The organism is Streptomyces rimosus subsp. rimosus, from assembly GCF_000720725.1.
Taxonomy (GTDB): domain Bacteria; phylum Actinomycetota; class Actinomycetes; order Streptomycetales; family Streptomycetaceae; genus Streptomyces; species Streptomyces rimosus_A.
Genome location: NZ_JOCQ01000005.1, coordinates 51964 through 71112, shown reverse-complemented (window position 1 = coordinate 71112; position 19149 = coordinate 51964). Strand labels below are relative to the sequence as shown.

Sequence of the window (19149 nt, the reverse complement as noted above, 5' to 3'; positions counted from 1 at the left end):
CAGGGGCAAGGCGCTGTGACCCGGCGCATAACGAGGAGTCGACATGCGGATCGGTGAACTGTCCGCTCGGACGGGAGTCAGCCGTCGGTCGCTGCGTTACTACGAGGACCAGGGCCTGCTCGTCAGTTCACGCTCTCCCAGCGGACAGCGTCACTACGATGACGATCACGTCCGGAGGGTGCACCTCATCCAGGCGTTCCTGGCCGCAGGCATGTCCAGCGCCACCATCGCCGAGATGGTTCCTTGCATGGCGGAGCCCAGCAGGCACAAAGCGCGGCACGCACTGGCGATCATGAACCGTGAGCGAGCCCGGCTCTCCTCGGCCATGGACGGCCTCGCCGCTGCCAGGTCCGCGCTCGACCACCTCATCGAGGACAACCGGAATTACCTGGCGAAGCCGGCAGCCGATGAACCGTGAACCGACCCGCTCCTCGGGTCAGTGACGTGTCCGGCGCTCCGACGGCACCAGGAGCAACAGGAGCAACAGGCCCAGCGCGCCCTGTCCGGCAGCACCGCACGACTGGGCAACGACTCGATCAGCACGGGCGGCACGTGGCAGCCGGTGTGGCCGGCGCTGAGTCCGGACGACGCGAATCTGGTGTGCATCGCCCGGAATCTCGACGGCTCGAACCAGTTCGCCGGACGGTGGTGCCGTTCACCGCCGCTGGATCGCCCGATGCCGTGGCCGTATCGGTCGGTGCCATGGCCGCGTTCCAGCAGGTCGTCAACGCGCCCGGCATCGTGCAGCCGGCCACCGGCCAGGCATCGGACGGCGAGCCGGGCCTGCCGCACGTCACCGTGGCCTCGGGGGGCCATCGTGGACGGCGACCCATTTTTGATCACAAACTGAGTGCGCGTACTCATGCGCGCTCCACGGCCGCCCGGCATGGTGCGGTCATGACGTACGCACCACCCGTCCCTCCTCTCCCCCGTCCGCCCCGTCCCGGGCGGCTGCCCTGGTCGCGCAGGACACCGTTGGGCTGGGACATCGCCCTGGGCATCGTGCTGTTCCTCGTGGAGGCCGCCGTATTTCTGTGGGTCGGTTTCGGGTACGGCATGGAGGTGTGGGCCGCGCAAGGGAAGCAGGCGCGCATCGATGCGGCCCACCTCGCGGAGCTCGCCTGGATGCGGCACTTCCTCATCGTCACGGTCGTGATCGCCGCGTGCGCGCTGCTGTCCCGCGCCCCGTGGACGGTGGTCTCGCAACTCCTGGCAGCCGGAGCAGTGGCCGCACTGCTCGTACTCGCGCAGCACGACTACGACCGCGCCCACCCGGGCCCCGCTCCCGCCCCCGACCCCGGTTACACGCCCTGCTACAGCGGCAGCGGGAGGTGCAGCTGAGGAATCGGGCGCGCGACCAGGCACCGTCGCACCCGGGAAGGTGACGTCGGTACGTAACGCCACGCGGCCCCCCGCCCCCGGGCTATCAAGGCGGCGACGGCACACCCGGCCGCGGACCGACGTACCGCTGACGCGGCGCGTGGCCGGGGCGCGGAAGTACCGCGCAGCCCAAGCCCGGGAGGACGAATGGAAATTGCGCTGATCGGGCGGGAACACAGCGTACGGGTGCTGCGGTCGAGCCTGGAGCGGGCGCGCGCCAGTCATGGCGGGCTGGTGCTGGTCACGGGCGAGGCCGGCATCGGCAAGACGTCCCTGGTGCGGAGCGCGGTGGACGAAGCGCGGGAGCGCGGCGGCATGCTGGTGGTGCGCGGAACCTGCTGGGACTCCGACAGCACGCCCGGTTTCTGGCCGTGGACGCAAGCCGTACGGAGCTTGCGGCGCGGCGCGGCCGCCGGTGAGTGGGAGGAGGCGGCGACGGCCGCCGGAGGAGCGCTCTCCGTCCTGCTGGGTGAGGGCACGGGGGCCGGGGACGCGCTGCGTTTCGAGCTGTTCGACGCGGTGACGACCCTGCTGACCGTGCTGTCGCAGCACCGCCCGGTGACCGTGGTGCTGGAGGACCTGCACTGGGCGGACGCCGCGTCGCTGAGCCTGCTGGAGTTCACGGCGCAGCACACCTGGTTCGAGCGGCTGCTGGTGATCGGGACGTATCGCGATGTGGAGGTGCAGCGGCCCGACCATCCCCTGCGGCCGTTGCTGCCGCGACTGGCTGCGAAGGCCACCACGCTCGCGTTGACCGGGCTGACCCCGCCGCAGGTTGCGGAGCTGGTCGCGCGTACGGTCGGTGCCCGGCCCGACGCGGCCACGACGGCGGGAATGTGCGAACGCACCGGCGGCAATCCGTACTTCGTGGAGGAGACGGCCCGCCTGTGGTCCGCCGGCCAGCCGGTGGCCGCCGTCGCGCCCGGGGTCCGCGCCGTGGTGCACCGGCGGCTGTCACTCCTTGGCGAGCCCACCGTACGGCTGCTCGGCGCCGCCGCCGTGCTGGGCCGCCGGTTCGAGCGGAGAACGCTGGCCCGTACTGCCGGATCGCCGGAATCCCTCGCCACCGGACTGCTCGGGGAGGCGGTCGCGGCCGGACTGCTGGAGCCGTCGGCGGCCGAGGCGTACGTCTTCACCCACGACCTGGTAAGGGAGACCCTGTACGACGGGCTGGCGGAGGACCGGCTCCGCCGGCTGCACGCCGCCGCCGTACGGGCTCTGCGGGACACCACCGGCGCCGGTGACCGGGCGCGGCCCACCGACCTGGCCCGGCACGCGTACTTCGCCGGCCCGGACCTCGATGCCGATGAGGCGGTGGACATCCTGGTGGCCGCGGCCCGGCACGCGGTGAGCAGGCTGGCGAGTGAGGAGGCCGTGGCGCACTACCGGCGCGCGCTCGAACGGCTCGGAACCGGCGACCCACGCCGCCACGTGCTCCTCGCCCTTGACCTCGGCGCCGAACTCCAGTTGCTCGGCGAACACGAACGCTCATGGCTGGTGTACGAGGACGCCGCCGCGCTGGCGTCCCGTACGGGCGACGCCGGACTCGTGGGCCGGGTGGCGCTCACGCTGCACCACGCGGACGGCCGGGGTGACGGGACGGGGCTCAAGATCCGGGCGCTGCGCGAGGCGCACCGTGCGCTGATTCCCGGGCCTCGCCCCCCGGCCGACGCGTCCAACACGTCCGGCACGTCCGACGCGTCCGAGGTGCCTGACGCGGGCCCGGTGGACGAGGTGGCCCGTCGCGTCGTGGCGGCCGCCCGTACCGCCGGCGACGACGACACCCTGCACCTGGGGCTGTGGGCACGCCTGCACGCGGTATGGGCACCCGGCACGGCCGTGCAGCGGGTCCGTGTGGCCGGGGAGCTGATGGAGGTGTCCCGCCGCCGGGCCGATGTGTGGATGGAGCATCTGGCGGCGTCGATGCGCTGGGTCGCCCTGCTGGAACTGGACGACCCGGGCTTTCTGCGGCAGTTCTCCGGCATGGTGGCCGGAGCGGACGCCTGCGGGCTGCCCCGTACCAGCATGATCTCGGTCATCGACCGCAGCGTCGTGTACGCGTTCATGGGCCGCTTCGCCGAGGCCGACGACCTGCTCGCGCAGACACTGGCCCTCAGCGGCACCCACGCCAACTACTACCAGTACTTCGTCGGCCACCACCGCTGGGCGCTGTCCCTCCTCCAGGGCAGCTTCCCGGCAGCGGAGCAGGCCCACCGCGCGATGCGGGGACAGGACCACCTGTACACGCAACTGCTGGCGGGCATCACGGCACTGGAACAGGGCGCCGCCTCGCACGGCCCGGTGCCATGGCCCGGGGACCACTCGTCCGACGACACGGTGGACGACACTGTGCTGGAACGCGGCATCGCCCCCCTGCGGGTCCGGCTCCAGGCGCAGAGCGCGGCGGCGTCCCGGGACCCGGCGCGCTGCGAGCAGGCACACACGGCCTTGGCGCCGTACCGGGGACAGTGGCTGGTCTCCTTGTTCGGCTGGGACATCAGCGGCCCGGCAGCCCTGTGGTCGGGCCTGCTGCACGCTGCTGAGGAGCGGTGGGAAGCAGCGGTACGGGACCTCACCACCGCCGCGCGGTCCGCCGACCGGCTGCACGCCCGGCCCTGGTCGGTACGCGCCCGTACGGAACTGGCCCACGTCTTGCTCGCCCGCGCGGACCACGACGACCACGACGACCACGACCGGGCCACCGCGCTCCTGCGCGCCACCGAAGCCGAGGCCCGCGAACTGGGCATGGCGCACATCGTCGAACGCATCCGGCCCCGCCTGCCCTCCCCCACCCCGCACCATCACCTCCAAGACGGCCATCCGGAGCGGGAGTTCGTCCGCAACGGGGCCGTGTGGCGCCTTCGTTACGCGGGCCGCACCGTCCATGTACCCGACGCCAAAGGACTGGCCGACCTGCACACGCTGCTCGGCCGTCCCGGCCAGGACGTCCCTGCCGTCCGCCTGCTGTACCCGGACAGCGCGCCTCTGGCAGCGGCGGCAGGCGCCCTCGGAAGTGACATGGTCCTGGACGAGGAGGCGAAGACTCGCTACCGGCAGCGCCTGGAACTGCTCGACGAGGAGATCGACAGGGCATCCGTCCACGGCGACGACCACGCGGCCGCGGAGTACGACCGCGAGCGGAAGGCGCTGCTCGCCGAACTCCGCAAAGCCGCCGGGCTGGCCGGACGCTCCCGCCGCCTGGGCGACGAGACCGACCGCGCCCGCAAGAACGTCACGGCCCGTATCCGGGACACTCTGCGCCGCCTGAGAGAGCACCACCCCGAACTCGCCTCCCACCTACAGGCGGCCGTGTCGACCGGAGCGATGTGCCGCTACGCACCGGATCGCGAGGTGCGGTGGCGCTTGTGAACGCCGGGCGGCCACTCGCCCCGCGAGCGCGCTCCGAACGGCCGCCCCGCACCCCCGTTACAGGCGGGGCGGCCGTCCGGCGGTGCCGGCGTTCTATGCCGGCGCCGGAGAGGGTGTCGGTGTGGTCATTTCGACCTCGGGCGGATCGTCGGTCAGGTTGCCCTCCATATCGGCCCAGGTGTCGTTCCAGGCGTACCCCTGCTCAGGCCCGCGCTGCCACGTATGAGTGACACGGCCATCCGGCCCGCGGCCGAAGGCGGAAAGAGTGCCGTGCGGGTTGAGAACCACGGCCGGGTCGTTGGTGAGGCGCCCGTGGAGTGACGTCCAGGCGGACCAGGGCCCGCCGGTGCCGGTCTGCCAACGGTGATGCAGACCATCGTCCGCACCGCGCGCGAACAACACCATCCCGCCGTCACGGCCGACAACAACGGTGGGGCGCCCGCGGACCGAACCCTCCATGTCCACCCAGGTGTCATTCCAGGCGTACCCCTGCTCCGGCCCCCGCTGCCAGGTATGCGTCACCCGACCCGCCGCATCCCGGCCGAACACCGACAACGCACCGTTCGGACTCAGCACTACGGCCGGATCACTGACCAGGCGGCCGTGCAACGGCGTCCAGGCCGACCACGGCCCACCCGTACCCGTCTGCCAGCGGTGATGCAGACCGTCGTCCGCACCGCGCGCGAACAACACCATCCCGCCATCGCGACCGACGACAACAGTGGGACGGCCGCGCACTGAACCCTCCATATCCGCCCAAGTGTCATTCCACGCGTAACCCCCTTCCGGTCCGTGCTGCCACGTATGCGTGACTCGCCCGTCCGGATCGCGGGCAAACACCGACAACGCACCGTTCGGGCTCAACACCACCGCCGGATCACTCGCCAGACGCCCGCCCAATGACACCCAGTTGGGCGCCCACTCCCCCGCCTCCGACTGCCACGTATGCCACACAGCACCGTCATCACCACGGACGAAGACGACAAGCTTGCCGTACCGGCCCACCAAAGCCCACGGCCGCCCCACCGCACGCCCCGCAGGACGCCCCAACGCGGTCCACGCCGACCAGGCCCCACCCGGAGCGCTCTGCCAACGATGCGTGATCCCCCCACCCGCATCGACCCCGAAGATCACCATCCCGGAACCGGTGTCCACCACCGACGGCACCCCCACACTCACCCGGGTGGCAGCCTGCGGAACGTGACCCACCGCTTTCCGCGCCTCTTCGAGCAGCGCCCGAGCCTTCGTCTCGGCCTGGTCGTAGCGGTCGGGGAACCCGGAGCGCTGTACGCGCTGTGCCGTCTGTCCGGCGGTCAGTTGCGGGTTCTGCTGCTCGATGCGGACGGCCCGGATGAAGAACTGGGTGGCCGCGTAGGGCACTTGCATGATCTGTTGCGGCGTGCCCCAGCCTTGACTGGGGCGTTGCTGGAAGACCCCGAGCGAGTCGCGGTCGCCGCACGGAAGGTTGTTCATGTGTGACTCGACCCAGCCGGCTTCGAAGCCGGCGAGCATCACTTTGCCGGAGACACCGAGGTCACGCCCGACGAGGTAGACGGCCTTGGTGACTTCCAGGTCACGGTCCGGTGGAACGGGGCAGGGTGCCATGACGGATCTCCTGTCTACGCGGGTGCCGTGGTCGGCTGCTGAGAGCGGGACGTGTGCGGGTTCTCGGCCTCGGGCGGGTCGTCGGTCAGGTTGCCCTCCATGTCCACCCAGGTGTCGTTCCAGGCGTGGCCCTGCTCGGGGCCGCGCTGCCAGGTATGGGTGACGCGGCCCGCCGGATCGCGGGCGAAGACCGACAACGCACCGTTCGGACTCAGGACGACCGCCGGGTCGTTGGTGAAACGGCCGTGCAGAGGTGTCCAGCCGGACCAGGGCCCGCCGGTGCCGGTCTGCCAGCGGTGGTGGAGAGCGTCGTCCGTGCCGCGTGCGAACAGCACCATCCCGCCATCGCGTCCGACAACAACAGTGGGGCGGCCTCGAATCGAACCCTCCATATCCGCCCAGGTGTCATTCCAGGCGTACCCCTGTTCCGGCCCGTGCTGCCACGTATGGGTGACGCGGCCTGCCGAATCGCGGGCGAAGACCGACAACGCACCGTTCGGACTCAACACCACCGCCGGATCACTGACCAGACGGCCGTGCAGCGGCGTCCAGGCGGACCAGGGCCCGCCGGTGCCGGTCTGCCAACGGTGGTGCAGTCCGTCGTCCGCACCGCGCGCGAACAACACCATCCCGCCGTCACGACCGACGACAACGACAGGACGGCCCCGGACGGAACCCTCCATGTCCGCCCAGGTGTCGTTCCAGGCGTATCCCTGCTCGGGCCCCCGCTGCCACGTATGCGTCACCCGACCACCCGCATCCCGGGCAAACACCGACAACGCACCGTTCGGACTCAGCACCACCGCCGGATCACCAGCCAAGTGCCCGCCCAATGACACCCACTCGGGCGCCCACTCCCCCGCCTCCGACTGCCACGTATGCCACACGGCACCGTCATCACCACGGACGAAGACCGCCAACTTGCCGTACCGGCCCACCAAGGCCCACGGCCGCCCCACCGCACGCCCCGCAGGACGCCCCAACGCGGTCCACGCCGACCAGGCCCCACCCGGAGCACTCTGCCAACGATGCGTAAGGCCCCCGCCCACATCAACCCCGAAGATCACCATCCCGGAACCGGTGTCCACCACCGACGGCACCCCCACACTCACCCGGGGGTTCGTCCTGGGAGCCGCGTCCGTCCACCAGGTGGTCTCCTTGCGGGCGCCGGGCCAGGAGAAGCTGAAGTGGATGTGGTTGGTGTGCGGGTTGCTGCCCCGGTACGGCTGCCAGCCGGCGTCGGGGCGGTTCGCCATCCAGATGCGACGGTTCCAGATCATGTACATGATGCCGAAGCGGCGGAGCAGCGCGTGGGGGTTGCCGTGCCGGTCGGTGGCGTGCAGCCAGTTGATCAGGTCGTCCGCCAGGTGGGCCTGGCCGTTGGCCTCGACGCCCCAGTCCCAGGCCCGGCCTTCCTTGTGTTCGCTCTGGCCGCCGCTGCCGCAGGGGCGGCTGATGCCCAGGTCCCGGGTGTCCGGGTAGGCGGCGAGGATCAGGTCGCGGAAGCCGGTGACGCCGGGCTTGGCCGCGGGGTCGCAGTCGCGCTGCGGGTCGTACGGCGCGTACGGGTCGATGCGAGGTCCGAAGTCGGGTGCGGTCGGTGCCATGAAGCCTCCCCCGGCCTGGCCGCCTCCCCGTGAGACGGCTCTGCCTTTGGGGCGCGTGCTGCGAACTGGCGGATGTCAGAAGCAATCACGCGCCTTCAGGAGAAACGGCATTTCGGCCGGACGCGTGTACGGCTCATCGCCCTGGAGGGTGGCCGCGTGGAGGACGGCTGAGGGCGCACGTATCCGAGTGGTCGGCGTCGCCGTTGCCGTGTCGGCAGGCCGGGCTGCGGCTGTACGGGCCGGTTCGGTGACATCACATGCCGTCGGCCGTCTGCCGTTCGGCGGTGTCACGTCGGTGAGAGGAGAGCGGGCCATGAAGATGCGGAGAGGGCCGAGGAGGCTGGCCGGTACCGCGGTGGCGGTGGCATTCCTGAGTGCGGGCGCCGCCGCCTCGGCGGTGCCCGGCGGGGTGCGGCCGGGTGAGAGGGCGGTGGCGGAACGGGTGACCGTACGGACTGATGCCGGCCTGGTGCTCGGCGTACGGTCGGCGCGGCACCGGATCTTTCAGGGCATCCCGTATGCCGGGCCGCCCGAGGGGGCGTACCGATGGGCGGCTCCGCGGCCGGTGCGGCCGTGGAAGGGGGTCAGGGACGCCGCCGCGCCGGGCGCGCTGTGCCCGCAGGTGCCGTCCCCGTACGCCCAGGTGTCGAGCGAGGAAGAGGACTGCCTGTTCCTGAACGTCACCGCGCCCGCCGCCGTACGGCACCGCCCCGCCCCCGTACTGGTGTGGATCCACGGTGACGGGTCGGTCGGTGCGGGCAGCTTCTTCGACGCGCGCCGGCTCGCCGACCGCGGCGTCGTGGTCGTCACCGTCAACTACCGGCTGGGGATCTTCGGCGGCTTCGCCCACCCGAACCTGAAGGGATCGGGGACCTTCGGACTCCAGGACCAGCAGGCCGCGTTGCGCTGGGTGCGGCGCAACGCGGCGGCGTTCGGCGGTGACGCGGGGAACGTGACCGTGGCGGGCTCCTCGTTCGGCGCCGCGGCCATCACGGGGCACCTCACCTCGCCCGGGGCGCGGGGCCTGTTCCACCGGGCCGTCCTGTCGAGCGGCGAGGGCATGATGGACCTGCCGACCGGGGCGATGGGCCCGGACGTGCCGGGATATCCGTGGTTCGTCTGGCGTACGGCCCGGGAGGCCGAGGAGATCAGCGCGGAGATGACCTCGTCGCTGGGGTGTACGGTGCCCGACCCCGCACGGACGCTGCGGTGTCTACGTGCCCTGCCGGTCAAGCGGATTCTCAAGGTGCCGCACATCATGAACGCCTTCCAGTTCTTCGCCTACGGCAACGCGACGCTGCCGCGGCTCCCGGCCAGGTCTCTGCGTGAAGGGCGCTTCCACCGCGTGCCGGTGCTCTCGGGCGCGACCCGCGACGAGCACCGTACGTTCGTGGGGATGCTGTACGACGCCGTCGGCAAGCCGTTCACCGGGGACGACTACGGGCGGGCGCTCACGAAGGCGTTCGGCGGCCGCGCGGACGCGGTGCGCGCGCAGTACCCGCCGGCGCGGTTCCCGTCCCCGGCCATCGCCTGGTCGGCCGTCGTCACCGACCGGCTGTGGGCCCGGGGCACCCACGCGCAGCACATGGCTCTCTCACGGTACGTTCCGACGTACGCCTACGAGTTCGCCGACCGGAACGCGCCCATGTACCTCCCGCTGCCGGGCCGCTTCGCCTTCGGCGCCTACCACGCGGGCGACACGCCCTACCTGTTCGAGGAGCCGGAGGTGAGCAAGCGCTTCACGGCCGCGCAGCGGTGGCTGTCGGACACCATGACGGACCAGTGGGCCGCCTTCGCCCGCACCGGCACGCCCAATGGGCTCCGCTTGCCTGCCTGGCGTCCGTACCGGGCCGCGGACCCGCGTCCGTCGTACCGGGACGCGGACCCGCGTCCGTACACCCAGTCGCTGACACCGGACGGGATCGCTCCGGTCGACTACGCCCATGAACACGCCCTGGGCTTCTGGCGCGGGTTTCCGTAAGGGCACTCGCACCCGCTCAGCGGAGATTCCCGGTGGTGGACGCCAGGGTCAGGTCCTGCAGGTACGTTCCGAAACCGTGGTCTGCGCGGGAGTCCGTGCGGCCGGAGGTGAGGACGGGGCAGCGGTCCGTTCTGAGGATGCGGGCGCCGGCGCGTTCCAGTGCGGCGGCCAGCGCGTGGTCCTCGCTGTGCGGGAGCGCGGGAAAGCCCCGTACGCGCCGGTAGGCGTCGGCGGCGACTCCCAGGTTGGCGCCGTGGACGTGCGGGTGGTCCCAGGCGCGGTCGCGGCCGGGCCGCCCGGCGAAGTACAGCGTGCGGTGCCGCTGGGCGACCGCCGCGCTCAGCGTGGGGTGCGGGGCGACCCGTATGGTGCCGAGCACGCAGTCCCATCCGGCGGCGGCCTGCTCGATCTGGTGGGCCAGCCAAGTGGCGGGCACGAGCGTGTCGGCGTCGGTGGTGGCGATCCAGGCCCGGTCGGCGGCGGGTCCGAGCAGGTCGAGGCCGTGCGCGACGGCGGCGGCCCGGGCCGCGCCGACGTTGCGCCGCGTCAGCTCCACGACGTGCGCGCCCTGTCGGCGGGCGAGCGCCGCGGTGCCGTCGGAACAGGCGTCGGCCGCGACGACCGTCACCACCCGCACCCGCCGCGCCCGCAGTTCCGGCTGCCGGGCGGCCGTGTGCAGGGCTCGGAGCGCGGCCGGCAGCGCCGCCTCCTCGTTGTGCGCGGGGACGGCGACCACCAGGGCCGCCGGTGCGGTGACCGGGCCGTTCACACCAGCCCCTCGGCTGCCGCGGGCGCGGGGACGGCGCTGCCGTCCGGCAGTCGCCGGGTGAACGTGTGCAGCACGAAGTCGGCGTCGTCCAGCCGCGCGACGGGGGCGAGCCCGTCCAGGCCGGTGAGCAGCGGGGCAAGTTGCGTACCGGTACGGAGGTGGTCCTCGACCGGGTGGTCCCAGTGCACGGTCACCAGGGTTCCGCCGGGCTCCAGGCTGTCCACGGTCCGCTGCAGGACCTCCCGCAGCGTGGCGTCGTCGAAGTAGTACAGCAGCTCGGAGAGCACGATCAGGTCAAACGTTTCTTCAGGCCATTCGTCCGGTACCGCCATGGTCCGCACCTCGACGTGCGACCGGTCGCGGTTGCGGCGGGCGGCCGCCTCGACGGCGGCCGGCACCCGGTCGGCGGCCAGCACCGCGTCGCACCGCTCGGCCAGCAGCCCGGTCAGGACGCCGACGGAACAGCCCGGTTCGAACGCCCGGCGGTAGCGGCGGCGGGGCAGCGCGGCGACGGTCAGGGCGTACTTGCGCTGCTCGTACCACCGGCCCGCCAGGTCCCAGGGGTCGGCGGCACCGGCGTACATGGTGTTGAAGTAGGAGGGCGGCGTGGACGGGGGTGTGGGTGTGGAGCGGGCCGTATTCGTAATGGTGGAGCGGTCCGTACCCGTAGTGGCGGAACGTTCCGTTCGGTTCGTCGTCGTCATGTGAAGACCACCTCGAAGGGGCGCGTGTGGTGGGCGAGTTCGGCGGGCGGCAGGATCACCGTGTCGTCGCCGGGGCCGAGGGGAGCGATCTGGCTGGCGAAGCGGCGGATCGCCGCCTGCTTTCGCGTCCGCGCCGGCCGGGACAGCGACAGCCGCCGGGCGGCGGACCACGGGACGCGCGGATCACCGGGCGACGCCCAGTGCCACATCCACACCGGGTAGTGCCAGCAGGGTGTGCCGGTCTCCCGGGCGGCGACGGCCGCGGCCCGCCCCGCCGCTTCGTGGTCGGCGTGCAGATCGCCCGTCCACGGCGCGACGCACAGCGCGGCGCCGGTCTCCCGCAGCACCGCGGCGAGTTCCCGCTCCAGCCGTGCCTCGTGGGCGCCGACACCGGTGTCGGGGATCCGCAGCCGGTAGGTACGGTGCCCGCGCAGCCCGAGTTCGCCGAGCGCACGCTCCAGCTCGTCCGCACGCAGTGCGGCGATCCGCTCCGCCGGGAGGTGCGGGTGCGACCCTTCGCCGTCGGTGACGGTCACGAGCCCGACCTCGCCGCCGAGCTGCGCCATCGTGCCGCCGAACCCCAGGACCTCGTCGTCGGGGTGGGCGGCGACCACCACGACGGGCCCGGCCGGCGGCCGTACGGCGGGCAGCCGTGCCAGCTCCGGCCAGGCCGCCCACTGCTCCTCCGGCGTACCGGGGGCTTCGATGGCCTCGGCGGCCGCCGCGCGGTCGAACGAACCGATCACCGTTCCGGCCTCGCTTCGGGTTCCGCCGCCTGCTCCGTCTGCTGTCCCACCAGCGCGCCCAGCTCCGCGAGGTTGCGTTCGGCGTGGTGCTGCCGGATGTACACCGTCAGGTCGACGGCGTTGCGGGCGTGGCGCGGGTCGTGGCACAGCGGTCCGGCGCCGGTCGCCCGCCCGACCCGGTCCAGTACGTCGCTGCAGGCCCGCTCCGCGATCGCCCGTACCCGCAGGCTGCGCAGCCGTGCGGCGCCCGAGCGGTCCAGCGGGTCGGCGTCGATGGCCCGCGCCGCCTCCCACAGCGCGGTCTCCGCGGCGTACAGCGCCACGTCCACCGCGCCCAGGTGTACGGCGGTCAGCGGATCCTCCGTACGGGCACCGGCCTGAAGGGTGCCGGCGACCGCCCGCGCCCCGCCGAGCCAGCAGGCGGCGACGCCGATGCCGCCGTGCTGGAAGCCCGGCCGGTCCAGGTAGGCATCCACCCCGCCGACCGGCCGGGCCGGAACCGCCGTGAAGCGCACGTCCGGGGTGTCGCTGCCCGCCATGCCGATGGCCTGCCAGGTCCCTTCGAGCGGTGCGTAACCGGGGTGATCGGCGCGTACGGCGAACAGCCTGCGTCCTTCCCCGGTGTCCGCCGTGACCAGGCCGTGGGTGCAGGAGTGCGCCCCCGAGCAGTACGCCTTGTACCCCTCCAGGAGCCACCCGTCGCCCTCCTGGCGCGCCTGGAGACCGGTACCGGGCGGCTGCGCGGCCCAGACGCCCCAGCGCTCGCCCGGGCCGGGCGGGGTCTCCCCCAGCTCCCGCAGAATGGCCGTGGCGTCGGCATGCCCTTCCGCAAGCCGGGCGAGCGACAGGTCGGTGCGCCCCAGCGCGTACAGGGCGGCGAAGCGGTCACGCGTACGCCCCGCTCCCGGCAGCGGCAGGTCCCGCGCCTCAGTGTCCACCCAGGTGGCGAACCGGTCCGCCACCGACCGCCGCAGCTCCTCGGCGTCCGGGATTCGTCTCGTGTCCACTCCCACACTCACGTCACGTCCCACCTTCCGCACAGCCGTGACCGGCACTCGCATCCAGGAATCCCACGGCCCGCACCTCGACGTCGGACCGGCTCGATCCGAATACCCCGCAATGGATCTCTTATACGGCGATCCCACCGGACCCGGTCCCGGTCCCCCTGGGGCACTCCTGAACCCCGGTTCTTGCCCTCTCCATCAAATGGTTATAACCTCTAACTCGCGCAATAGCCCCTATCGCGCGCGGAGTGCGCAGCACGCCCCTGCCCGGGCGCACACCCTCCGCCACCTTCGAGCGAAGGATCTTCATGACCACCACCGTCCCCTCACGCCCCGCCTCCGCCGCCCGGCGCGTCCCACTGGCGGTGGCCGTCTCCTCCTGGGCGGTCCCCGTGTTGATCGCCGGTCGGTTCGCCCTGATCGCGGCCCTCCCGGTCGCCATCGCGTCGGCCGGCGCGTTCCGTTACGTCCGTGACCGGGTGGTGCGCCGGGCGGCCGCCCTGCTCGCCGTCGCCTACGCCGCCCCGCTCGTCGTGTGGTTGGTGCGGCCCGACGGCGCGCAGAGCCTGTCCAAGGACATGCACCCCGCGTTCGCAGGACTGATCATCGCCGCGTCCGCCGCGCTCATCGTCACCCTCCGCCGCGCCGGTACCCGCTGACGGCCCAGCATGCGAACCGCGCACCGACCTCACAAGGAGAACGCCATGTCCGGCATCCGCAGAACCGGCACCCGCGCCGCCCTGTTCACCCTCCCGCTCGTCATAGGCCTCCTCGGCACCACGGCCGCACCCGCCGGAGCCACCTCCCACCACCCCGGCAAGTCTCTTACCTGCCGCGGCAAGGGCGTCGATCCCGACGCCCTCATCCGCCACAGGACCGAGACCGTGATCCACGCGCCGCTGCGCACCATCTGGAAGCTGCAGACCGATGTGGAGCGCTGGCCGTCCTGGCAGTCCCCTGTCGAGACCGCGGAACGCCTCGATCACGGCCCCCTGCGGAAGGGTTCGGTTTTCCGGTGGACGACCCCGGCGCCCGCCACTCCCACGACTCCCGCCACCACCCTGGAAATCACCTCGACCGTCGAGCAGCTCAAACACAACTCCTGCATCCGCTGGACCGGCCCCGCGATCGGTGACGGACTGCGCATCGACAGGGGCGTCCACGTGTGGAACTTCACCAAGGTCGAAGGCGGCGTGCGCGTGAGCACCGAAGAGACCCACCACGGCGCCCAGGTCGAATCGAATGTCCCCCTCGCCACGGAAATCCTCCGCAGGGGCCTCGAAAAGTGGCTGAGCGACCTCAAGGCCGCCGCCGAAGCCCGCGCGCATGGCCGGACGTACTGAACCACCGTACGTTCGGCGGCTAGGGCGAAGGCCCGGGACAACGAGGGCGCGGTGTACTCCCCCACCGCGCCCGCCCCGCCCTCCGAAGGCCGTCAAGTCACCCGACACAACAGGCAGACCACCCCAAGTGAGGATCATCATGTCTTCCGATGACGCCTCGGGGTAACCTTTCACGAATTTGCCGTACGGCAAGGTCATGAGGTGTCGGCGCGGGGCACGGGTGTGCGCGCCTCCGGCGGCGGGAACCGTAGCGCCGCCGAGCCCCCCGCTGGCAGTCTGGGCAGGGGAACGAGGTTTGGTCATGGCTGCTGGAACGGCGGGCGAGAAGGCGCGTCCGGTGTCGCGGGCGAGGGCACCGCGCACCGAGGTGAAGGTCGGTGAGCCGGAGCTGCGGCAACTGCTCGCGGGGCTCACGGCCGTACGGGACGGGAATTTCGGAACGCGTCTGCCGGGCGACGCGGACGGGCTGCTCGGGGAGATCGCGACCGTCTTCAACGGCATGGTCGATCAGTTGTCCCTGTTCACCTCGGAGGTGACCCGGGTGGCGCGCGAGGTCGGCAGTGAGGGCCGCCTCGGCGGCCAGGCCCAGGTGCCGGGCGTCTCCGGCACCTGGGCGGATCTGACCGATTCGGTGAACGCCATGGCCGGCAACCTCACCTCCCAGGTACGCGACATCGCCCAGGTGGCCACCGCCGTCGCGAAGGGCGATCTCTCGCAGAAGATCGATGTCGATGCCCAGGGCGAGATCCTGGAGCTGAAGAACACCGTCAACACGATGGTCGATCAGCTCTCCGCGTTCGCCGACGAGGTCACGCGCGTCGCCCGGGAGGTCGGCAGTGAGGGGCGGCTGGGCGGTCAGGCGCAGGTGCCCGGAGTGGGCGGAACCTGGCGCGACCTGACCGACTCCGTCAACTTCATGGCGGGGAACCTCACCTCGCAGGTACGCAATATCGCGCAGGTCACCACCGCGGTCGCCAAGGGCGACCTGTCGCAGAAGATCACCGTGGATGCCCGGGGCGAGATCCTGGAGCTGAAGACCACGGTGAACACGATGGTGGACCAGCTCTCCGCGTTCGCCGACGAAGTCACGCGCGTCGCCCGGGAGGTCGGCACCGAGGGGCGGCTCGGCGGTCAGGCGCAGGTGCCCGGAGTGGGCGGAACCTGGCGCGACCTGACCGACTCCGTCAACTTCATGGCGGGGAACCTGACTTCGCAGGTGCGCTCCATCGCGGCGGTCGCCACCTCGGTGGCACAGGGTGATCTGTCGCAGAAGATCACGGTCGATGCCCGCGGGGAGATCCTGGAACTGAAGAACACCATCAACACGATGGTGGACCAGCTCTCGGCCTTCGCCGACGAGGTCACACGCGTCGCCCGCGAAGTCGGCACCGAAGGCAACCTCGGCGAGCAGGCCACCGTACGGGGCGTGTCGGGCACCTGGAAGGACCTCACCGACAACGTCAACGTGATGGCCTCCAACCTGACCGGCCAGGTGCGTTCCATCGCCCAGGTGGCCGCCGCGGTCGCCAGGGGCGACCTCTCGCAGAAGATCACGGTCGAGGCGAAGGGCGAGGTGGCCGCGCTCGCCGGGGTGATCAACACGATGGTCGACACGCTCTCCGCCTTCGCCGACGAGGTCACGCGCGTGGCGCGCGAGGTCGGCACCGAGGGCATGCTCGGCGGCCAGGCCCGCGTACCGAATGTGGCCGGTACGTGGAAGGACCTGACCGACAACGTCAACTCGATGGCCAACAACCTGACCGGTCAGGTGCGCAACATCGCCCAGGTCACCACCGCCGTCGCCAACGGTGACCTGTCGAAGAAGATCGACGTCGATGCCCGGGGCGAGATCCTGGAGCTCAAGACCACCATCAACACCATGGTCGACCAGCTCTCCTCGTTCGCCTCCGAGGTCACCCGGGTGGCCCGCGAGGTCGGCAGCGAGGGGCGGCTCGGCGGGCAGGCCGAGGTCGAGGGCGTCTCCGGCACCTGGAAGCGGCTGACCGAGAACGTCAACGAGCTGGCCGGCAACCTCACCCGGCAGGTACGGGCCATCGCCGGGGTGACCAGCGCGGTCGCCGAGGGCGACCTGACCCGGTCCATCACGGTGGACGCCTCCGGCGAGGTCGCGGAACTCAAGGACAACATCAACTCCATGGTGCGGTCCCTGCGTGAGACCACCCGGGCCAACCAGGAGCAGGACTGGCTCAAGAGCAACCTGGCCCGCATCTCCGGGCTTATGCAGGGGCACCGGGACCTCTCGGTCGTCGCCGAGCTGGTCATGGACGAGCTGACGCCGCTCGTCTCGGCCCAGTACGGCGCCTTCTACCTGGCCGAGGAGGCCGAGCGCGGCACCGTGCTGCGGCTCGTCGGCGCGTACGGCCGTCCCCCCGGCAGCACCGCGCCGGACCGGTTCGCGCTGGGCGAGTCGCTGGTCGGCCAGGCCGCGCGCAGCCGCCGTACGATCGTCGCCGACGGTGTGCCGGGCGACTACATCAGCATCTCCAGCGGCCTGGGCCGGACGGCGCCGGGCAGCCTGATCGTGCTGCCGATCATCGTGGAGGACCAGGTCCTCGGCATCATCGAGCTGGCGTCCTTCACCTCCTTCACCCCCGTGCACCGGGACTTCCTCGAACAGCTCATGGAGATGGTGGGCGTCAACGTCAACACCATCGTCGCCAACGCGCGTACCGACGAACTGCTGGAGGAGTCGCAGCGCCTGGCCGGGGAGCTGCAGGCCCGTTCCGGGGAGCTGACGCGGCAGCAGGAGGAACTCCAGCGCTCCAACGAGGAGCTGGAGGAGAAGGCCGAACTGCTCGCCTCCCAGAACCGCGACATCGAGACCAAGAACCTGGAGATCGAGCAGGCCCGGCAGGAGCTGGAGGACCGGGCGCAGCAGCTGGCGCTGGCGTCGAAGTACAAGTCGGAGTTCCTGGCCAACATGAGCCACGAACTGCGCACCCCGCTCAACAGCCTGCTCATCCTGGCGCAGCTGCTCGCGCAGAACCCGACGCGCAACCTGACCCCCAAGCAGGTTGAGTACGCGGGCATCATCCACTCCGCCGGCTCGGACCTCCTCCAGCTCATCAACGACATCCTGGACCTGTCGAAGGTCGAGGCGGGCAAGATGGACATCAACCCGGAACGGGTGGCGCTGCGCCAGCTCCTGGACTACGTCGAGGCGACGTTCCGGCCGATGACCACCCAGAAGAGCCTCGACTTCAGGATCGACGCGGCGCCCGGCGTCCCGGTCGATCTGCTGACCGACGACGCGCGGCTGCGTCAGATTCTGCGCAACCTCCTGTCCAACGCGGTCAAATTCACCGAGGCGGGCAGCGTCGAGCTGCGGATCGAGCCCGCCGCCGACAGCGAACTGCCCGATACGGTCCGCCGCGGCGGCCCCGTGGTCGCCTTCCGCGTCAAGGACACCGGTATCGGCATCGCCGAACAGCAGCTCGCGGTGATCTTCGGGGCGTTCCAGCAGGCGGACGGCACCACCAGCCGCAAGTACGGGGGGACCGGCCTCGGCCTGTCCATCAGCCGCGAGATCGCCCACCTCCTGGGCGGCGCGGTGACGGCCGAGAGCACGCCGGGGCAGGGCAGCGCCTTCACCCTGTACCTGCCCGTGGCCCGCGCCGACTTCCAGGAGCAGGCCGGTGGCCCGGCGGCCGTCGAGGCACCGGCGGGCGAGCGGGGCGTGGGGCCCGGCAACCGGCCGCACCCCGCCGTCGCCGCGCCCGCGCCGCCGCGCCGGCTGCTGGTGATCGAAGAGCGTCCCCGCGGGCTGCTCTCCCATGTGGCCGAGAGCGCGGTCGCCGAGCTGGCCGGCGGCGGCCAGGACCTGGGCGACCGCCCGGAAGCCATCGAGGTCATCTCCGCGGTCGGCGCCCAGGAGGCCGCCGGCGCGCTGGCCGCGGAGCCTTTCCACTGCGTGGTGCTGGACCTGGACATGGCGGGCGGTGAGGCCCTGCGGTTCCTGGAGGCGATGGACGGCGACGCCGCCGTACGCACCGTCGCGGTCCTCGCCCACAACAGCAGGCGCCTGGAGGCGGAGCAGGAACGCACCCTGCAGACGCGTGCCCGCACCCAGCCGCTGGAGATCCTTTCCAGCCTGGACGAACTGCGCGAGCGCATCGCCCTGCACCTGTCCGCCGAGCAGCCCGGTGACGTGCTGCCGCTGGTACGTCCGGAGGAGCCCGAAGCTCCGCAGCCCGTCGACGACGGTTTCAGCGGCCGCACCGTTCTGGTCGTGGACGACGACGCCCGCAATCTGTACGCGCTCAGCGGCATCCTGGAGCTGCACGGCATCCACGTACGGCACGCGGAGAACGGCCGGGAGGGGATCCAGGCGCTCATCGAACACCCGGACATCGACCTGATCCTGATGGACGTGATGATGCCCGAGATGGACGGCTACGCCGCGACCGCGGAGATCCGGCGGATGCCGGAACACGCCGGGCTGCCCATCATCGCCGTCACGGCCAAGGCCATGCCCGGGGACCGGGAGAAGAGCCTCGCCTCCGGTGCCAGCGACTACGTCACCAAGCCGGTGGACACCGACGACCTGATCGCCTGCGTCCGCCGGTGGCTGCCCTCGTGAGGGGACGTGCCCGGCCGGCCGGGCACGTCCGGGCCCCGCTC

The 19149-nt window shown here is 71.7% G+C and carries 13 protein-coding genes; 7 read left to right on the top strand and 6 right to left on the bottom strand.

From position 1 onward, the window contains the following. Positions 1-43 precede the first annotated feature (43 nt). The 3 genes from IH45_RS0104110 (at position 44) to IH45_RS0104100 (ending at position 4749) form a co-directional block, all read left to right on the top strand. Positions 44-418, top strand: a complete 375-nt coding sequence (locus IH45_RS0104110; RefSeq protein ID WP_030661428.1) for a MerR family transcriptional regulator — start codon at positions 44-46, stop codon at positions 416-418. 479 nt (positions 419-897) lie between these two features. Beyond that, positions 898-1341 (top strand): DUF6234 family protein, encoded by a 444-nt coding sequence (locus tag IH45_RS01000000143130; RefSeq protein WP_050514531.1) that lies wholly within the window; start codon positions 898-900, stop codon positions 1339-1341. Between the two features lie 186 nt (positions 1342-1527). Beyond that, positions 1528-4749: an ATP-binding protein gene (locus IH45_RS0104100; protein WP_078897214.1), complete on the top strand. Its 3222-nt coding sequence runs from the start codon at positions 1528-1530 to the stop codon at positions 4747-4749. 93 nt (positions 4750-4842) lie between these two features. Here the strand turns inward: IH45_RS0104100 and IH45_RS1000000145025 are convergent, their stop codons facing one another. Together IH45_RS1000000145025 and IH45_RS1000000147695 are read right to left on the bottom strand one after the other, a co-directional pair. After that, positions 4843-6354, bottom strand: a complete 1512-nt coding sequence (locus tag IH45_RS1000000145025; protein ID WP_050514514.1) for a PLL family lectin — start codon at positions 6352-6354, stop codon at positions 4843-4845. Positions 6355-6368: 14 nt separating this feature from the next. Continuing rightward, positions 6369-7961 carry a PLL family lectin gene (locus IH45_RS1000000147695; protein ID WP_050514513.1) on the bottom strand — a complete coding sequence of 531 codons (1593 nt, stop codon included), beginning with the start codon at positions 7959-7961 and terminating at the stop codon, positions 6369-6371. Positions 7962-8274: 313 nt separating this feature from the next. Between IH45_RS1000000147695 and IH45_RS0104085 the strand changes: the two genes are divergently transcribed. After that, the gene (locus IH45_RS0104085; RefSeq protein ID WP_030661417.1) at positions 8275-9942 is read left to right on the top strand and encodes a carboxylesterase/lipase family protein; all 1668 of its coding nucleotides are present in this window, start codon (positions 8275-8277) and stop codon (positions 9940-9942) included. Between the two features lie 16 nt (positions 9943-9958). On the opposite strand, the gene IH45_RS0104080 is transcribed toward IH45_RS0104085, so the two are convergent. From IH45_RS0104080 to IH45_RS0104065, 4 genes are all read right to left on the bottom strand, one after another. Continuing rightward, positions 9959-10711, bottom strand: coding sequence for a glycosyltransferase (locus IH45_RS0104080; RefSeq protein WP_030661415.1), 753 nt, complete (start codon positions 10709-10711; stop codon positions 9959-9961). Then, positions 10708-11295, bottom strand: coding sequence for a class I SAM-dependent DNA methyltransferase (locus IH45_RS0104075; protein WP_030661412.1), 588 nt, complete (start codon positions 11293-11295; stop codon positions 10708-10710). Before IH45_RS0104075 ends, IH45_RS0104080 begins: the two co-directional genes overlap by 4 nt. A 116-nt stretch (positions 11296-11411) precedes the next feature. Further along, positions 11412-12161 carry a PIG-L deacetylase family protein gene (locus IH45_RS0104070; protein ID WP_030661409.1) on the bottom strand — a complete coding sequence of 250 codons (750 nt, stop codon included), beginning with the start codon at positions 12159-12161 and terminating at the stop codon, positions 11412-11414. Further along, entirely contained in the window at positions 12158-13180 is a 1023-nt protein-coding gene (locus tag IH45_RS0104065) for an acyl-CoA dehydrogenase family protein (protein ID WP_030661406.1), read from the bottom strand. The genes IH45_RS0104070 and IH45_RS0104065 overlap by 4 nt, the downstream gene beginning before the upstream one ends. Before the next feature lie 293 nt (positions 13181-13473). Between IH45_RS0104065 and IH45_RS0104060 the strand changes: the two genes are divergently transcribed. The 3 genes from IH45_RS0104060 (at position 13474) to IH45_RS0104050 (ending at position 19108) form a co-directional block, all read left to right on the top strand. Next, positions 13474-13824: a hypothetical protein gene (locus IH45_RS0104060; protein WP_032916757.1), complete on the top strand. Its 351-nt coding sequence runs from the start codon at positions 13474-13476 to the stop codon at positions 13822-13824. A gap of 45 nt (positions 13825-13869) precedes the next feature. Next, positions 13870-14508, top strand: a complete 639-nt coding sequence (locus IH45_RS0104055; protein WP_030661400.1) for an SRPBCC family protein — start codon at positions 13870-13872, stop codon at positions 14506-14508. A gap of 301 nt (positions 14509-14809) precedes the next feature. Next, positions 14810-19108, top strand: a complete 4299-nt coding sequence (locus IH45_RS0104050; protein WP_078897204.1) for a HAMP domain-containing protein — start codon at positions 14810-14812, stop codon at positions 19106-19108. Positions 19109-19149 lie beyond the last annotated feature (41 nt).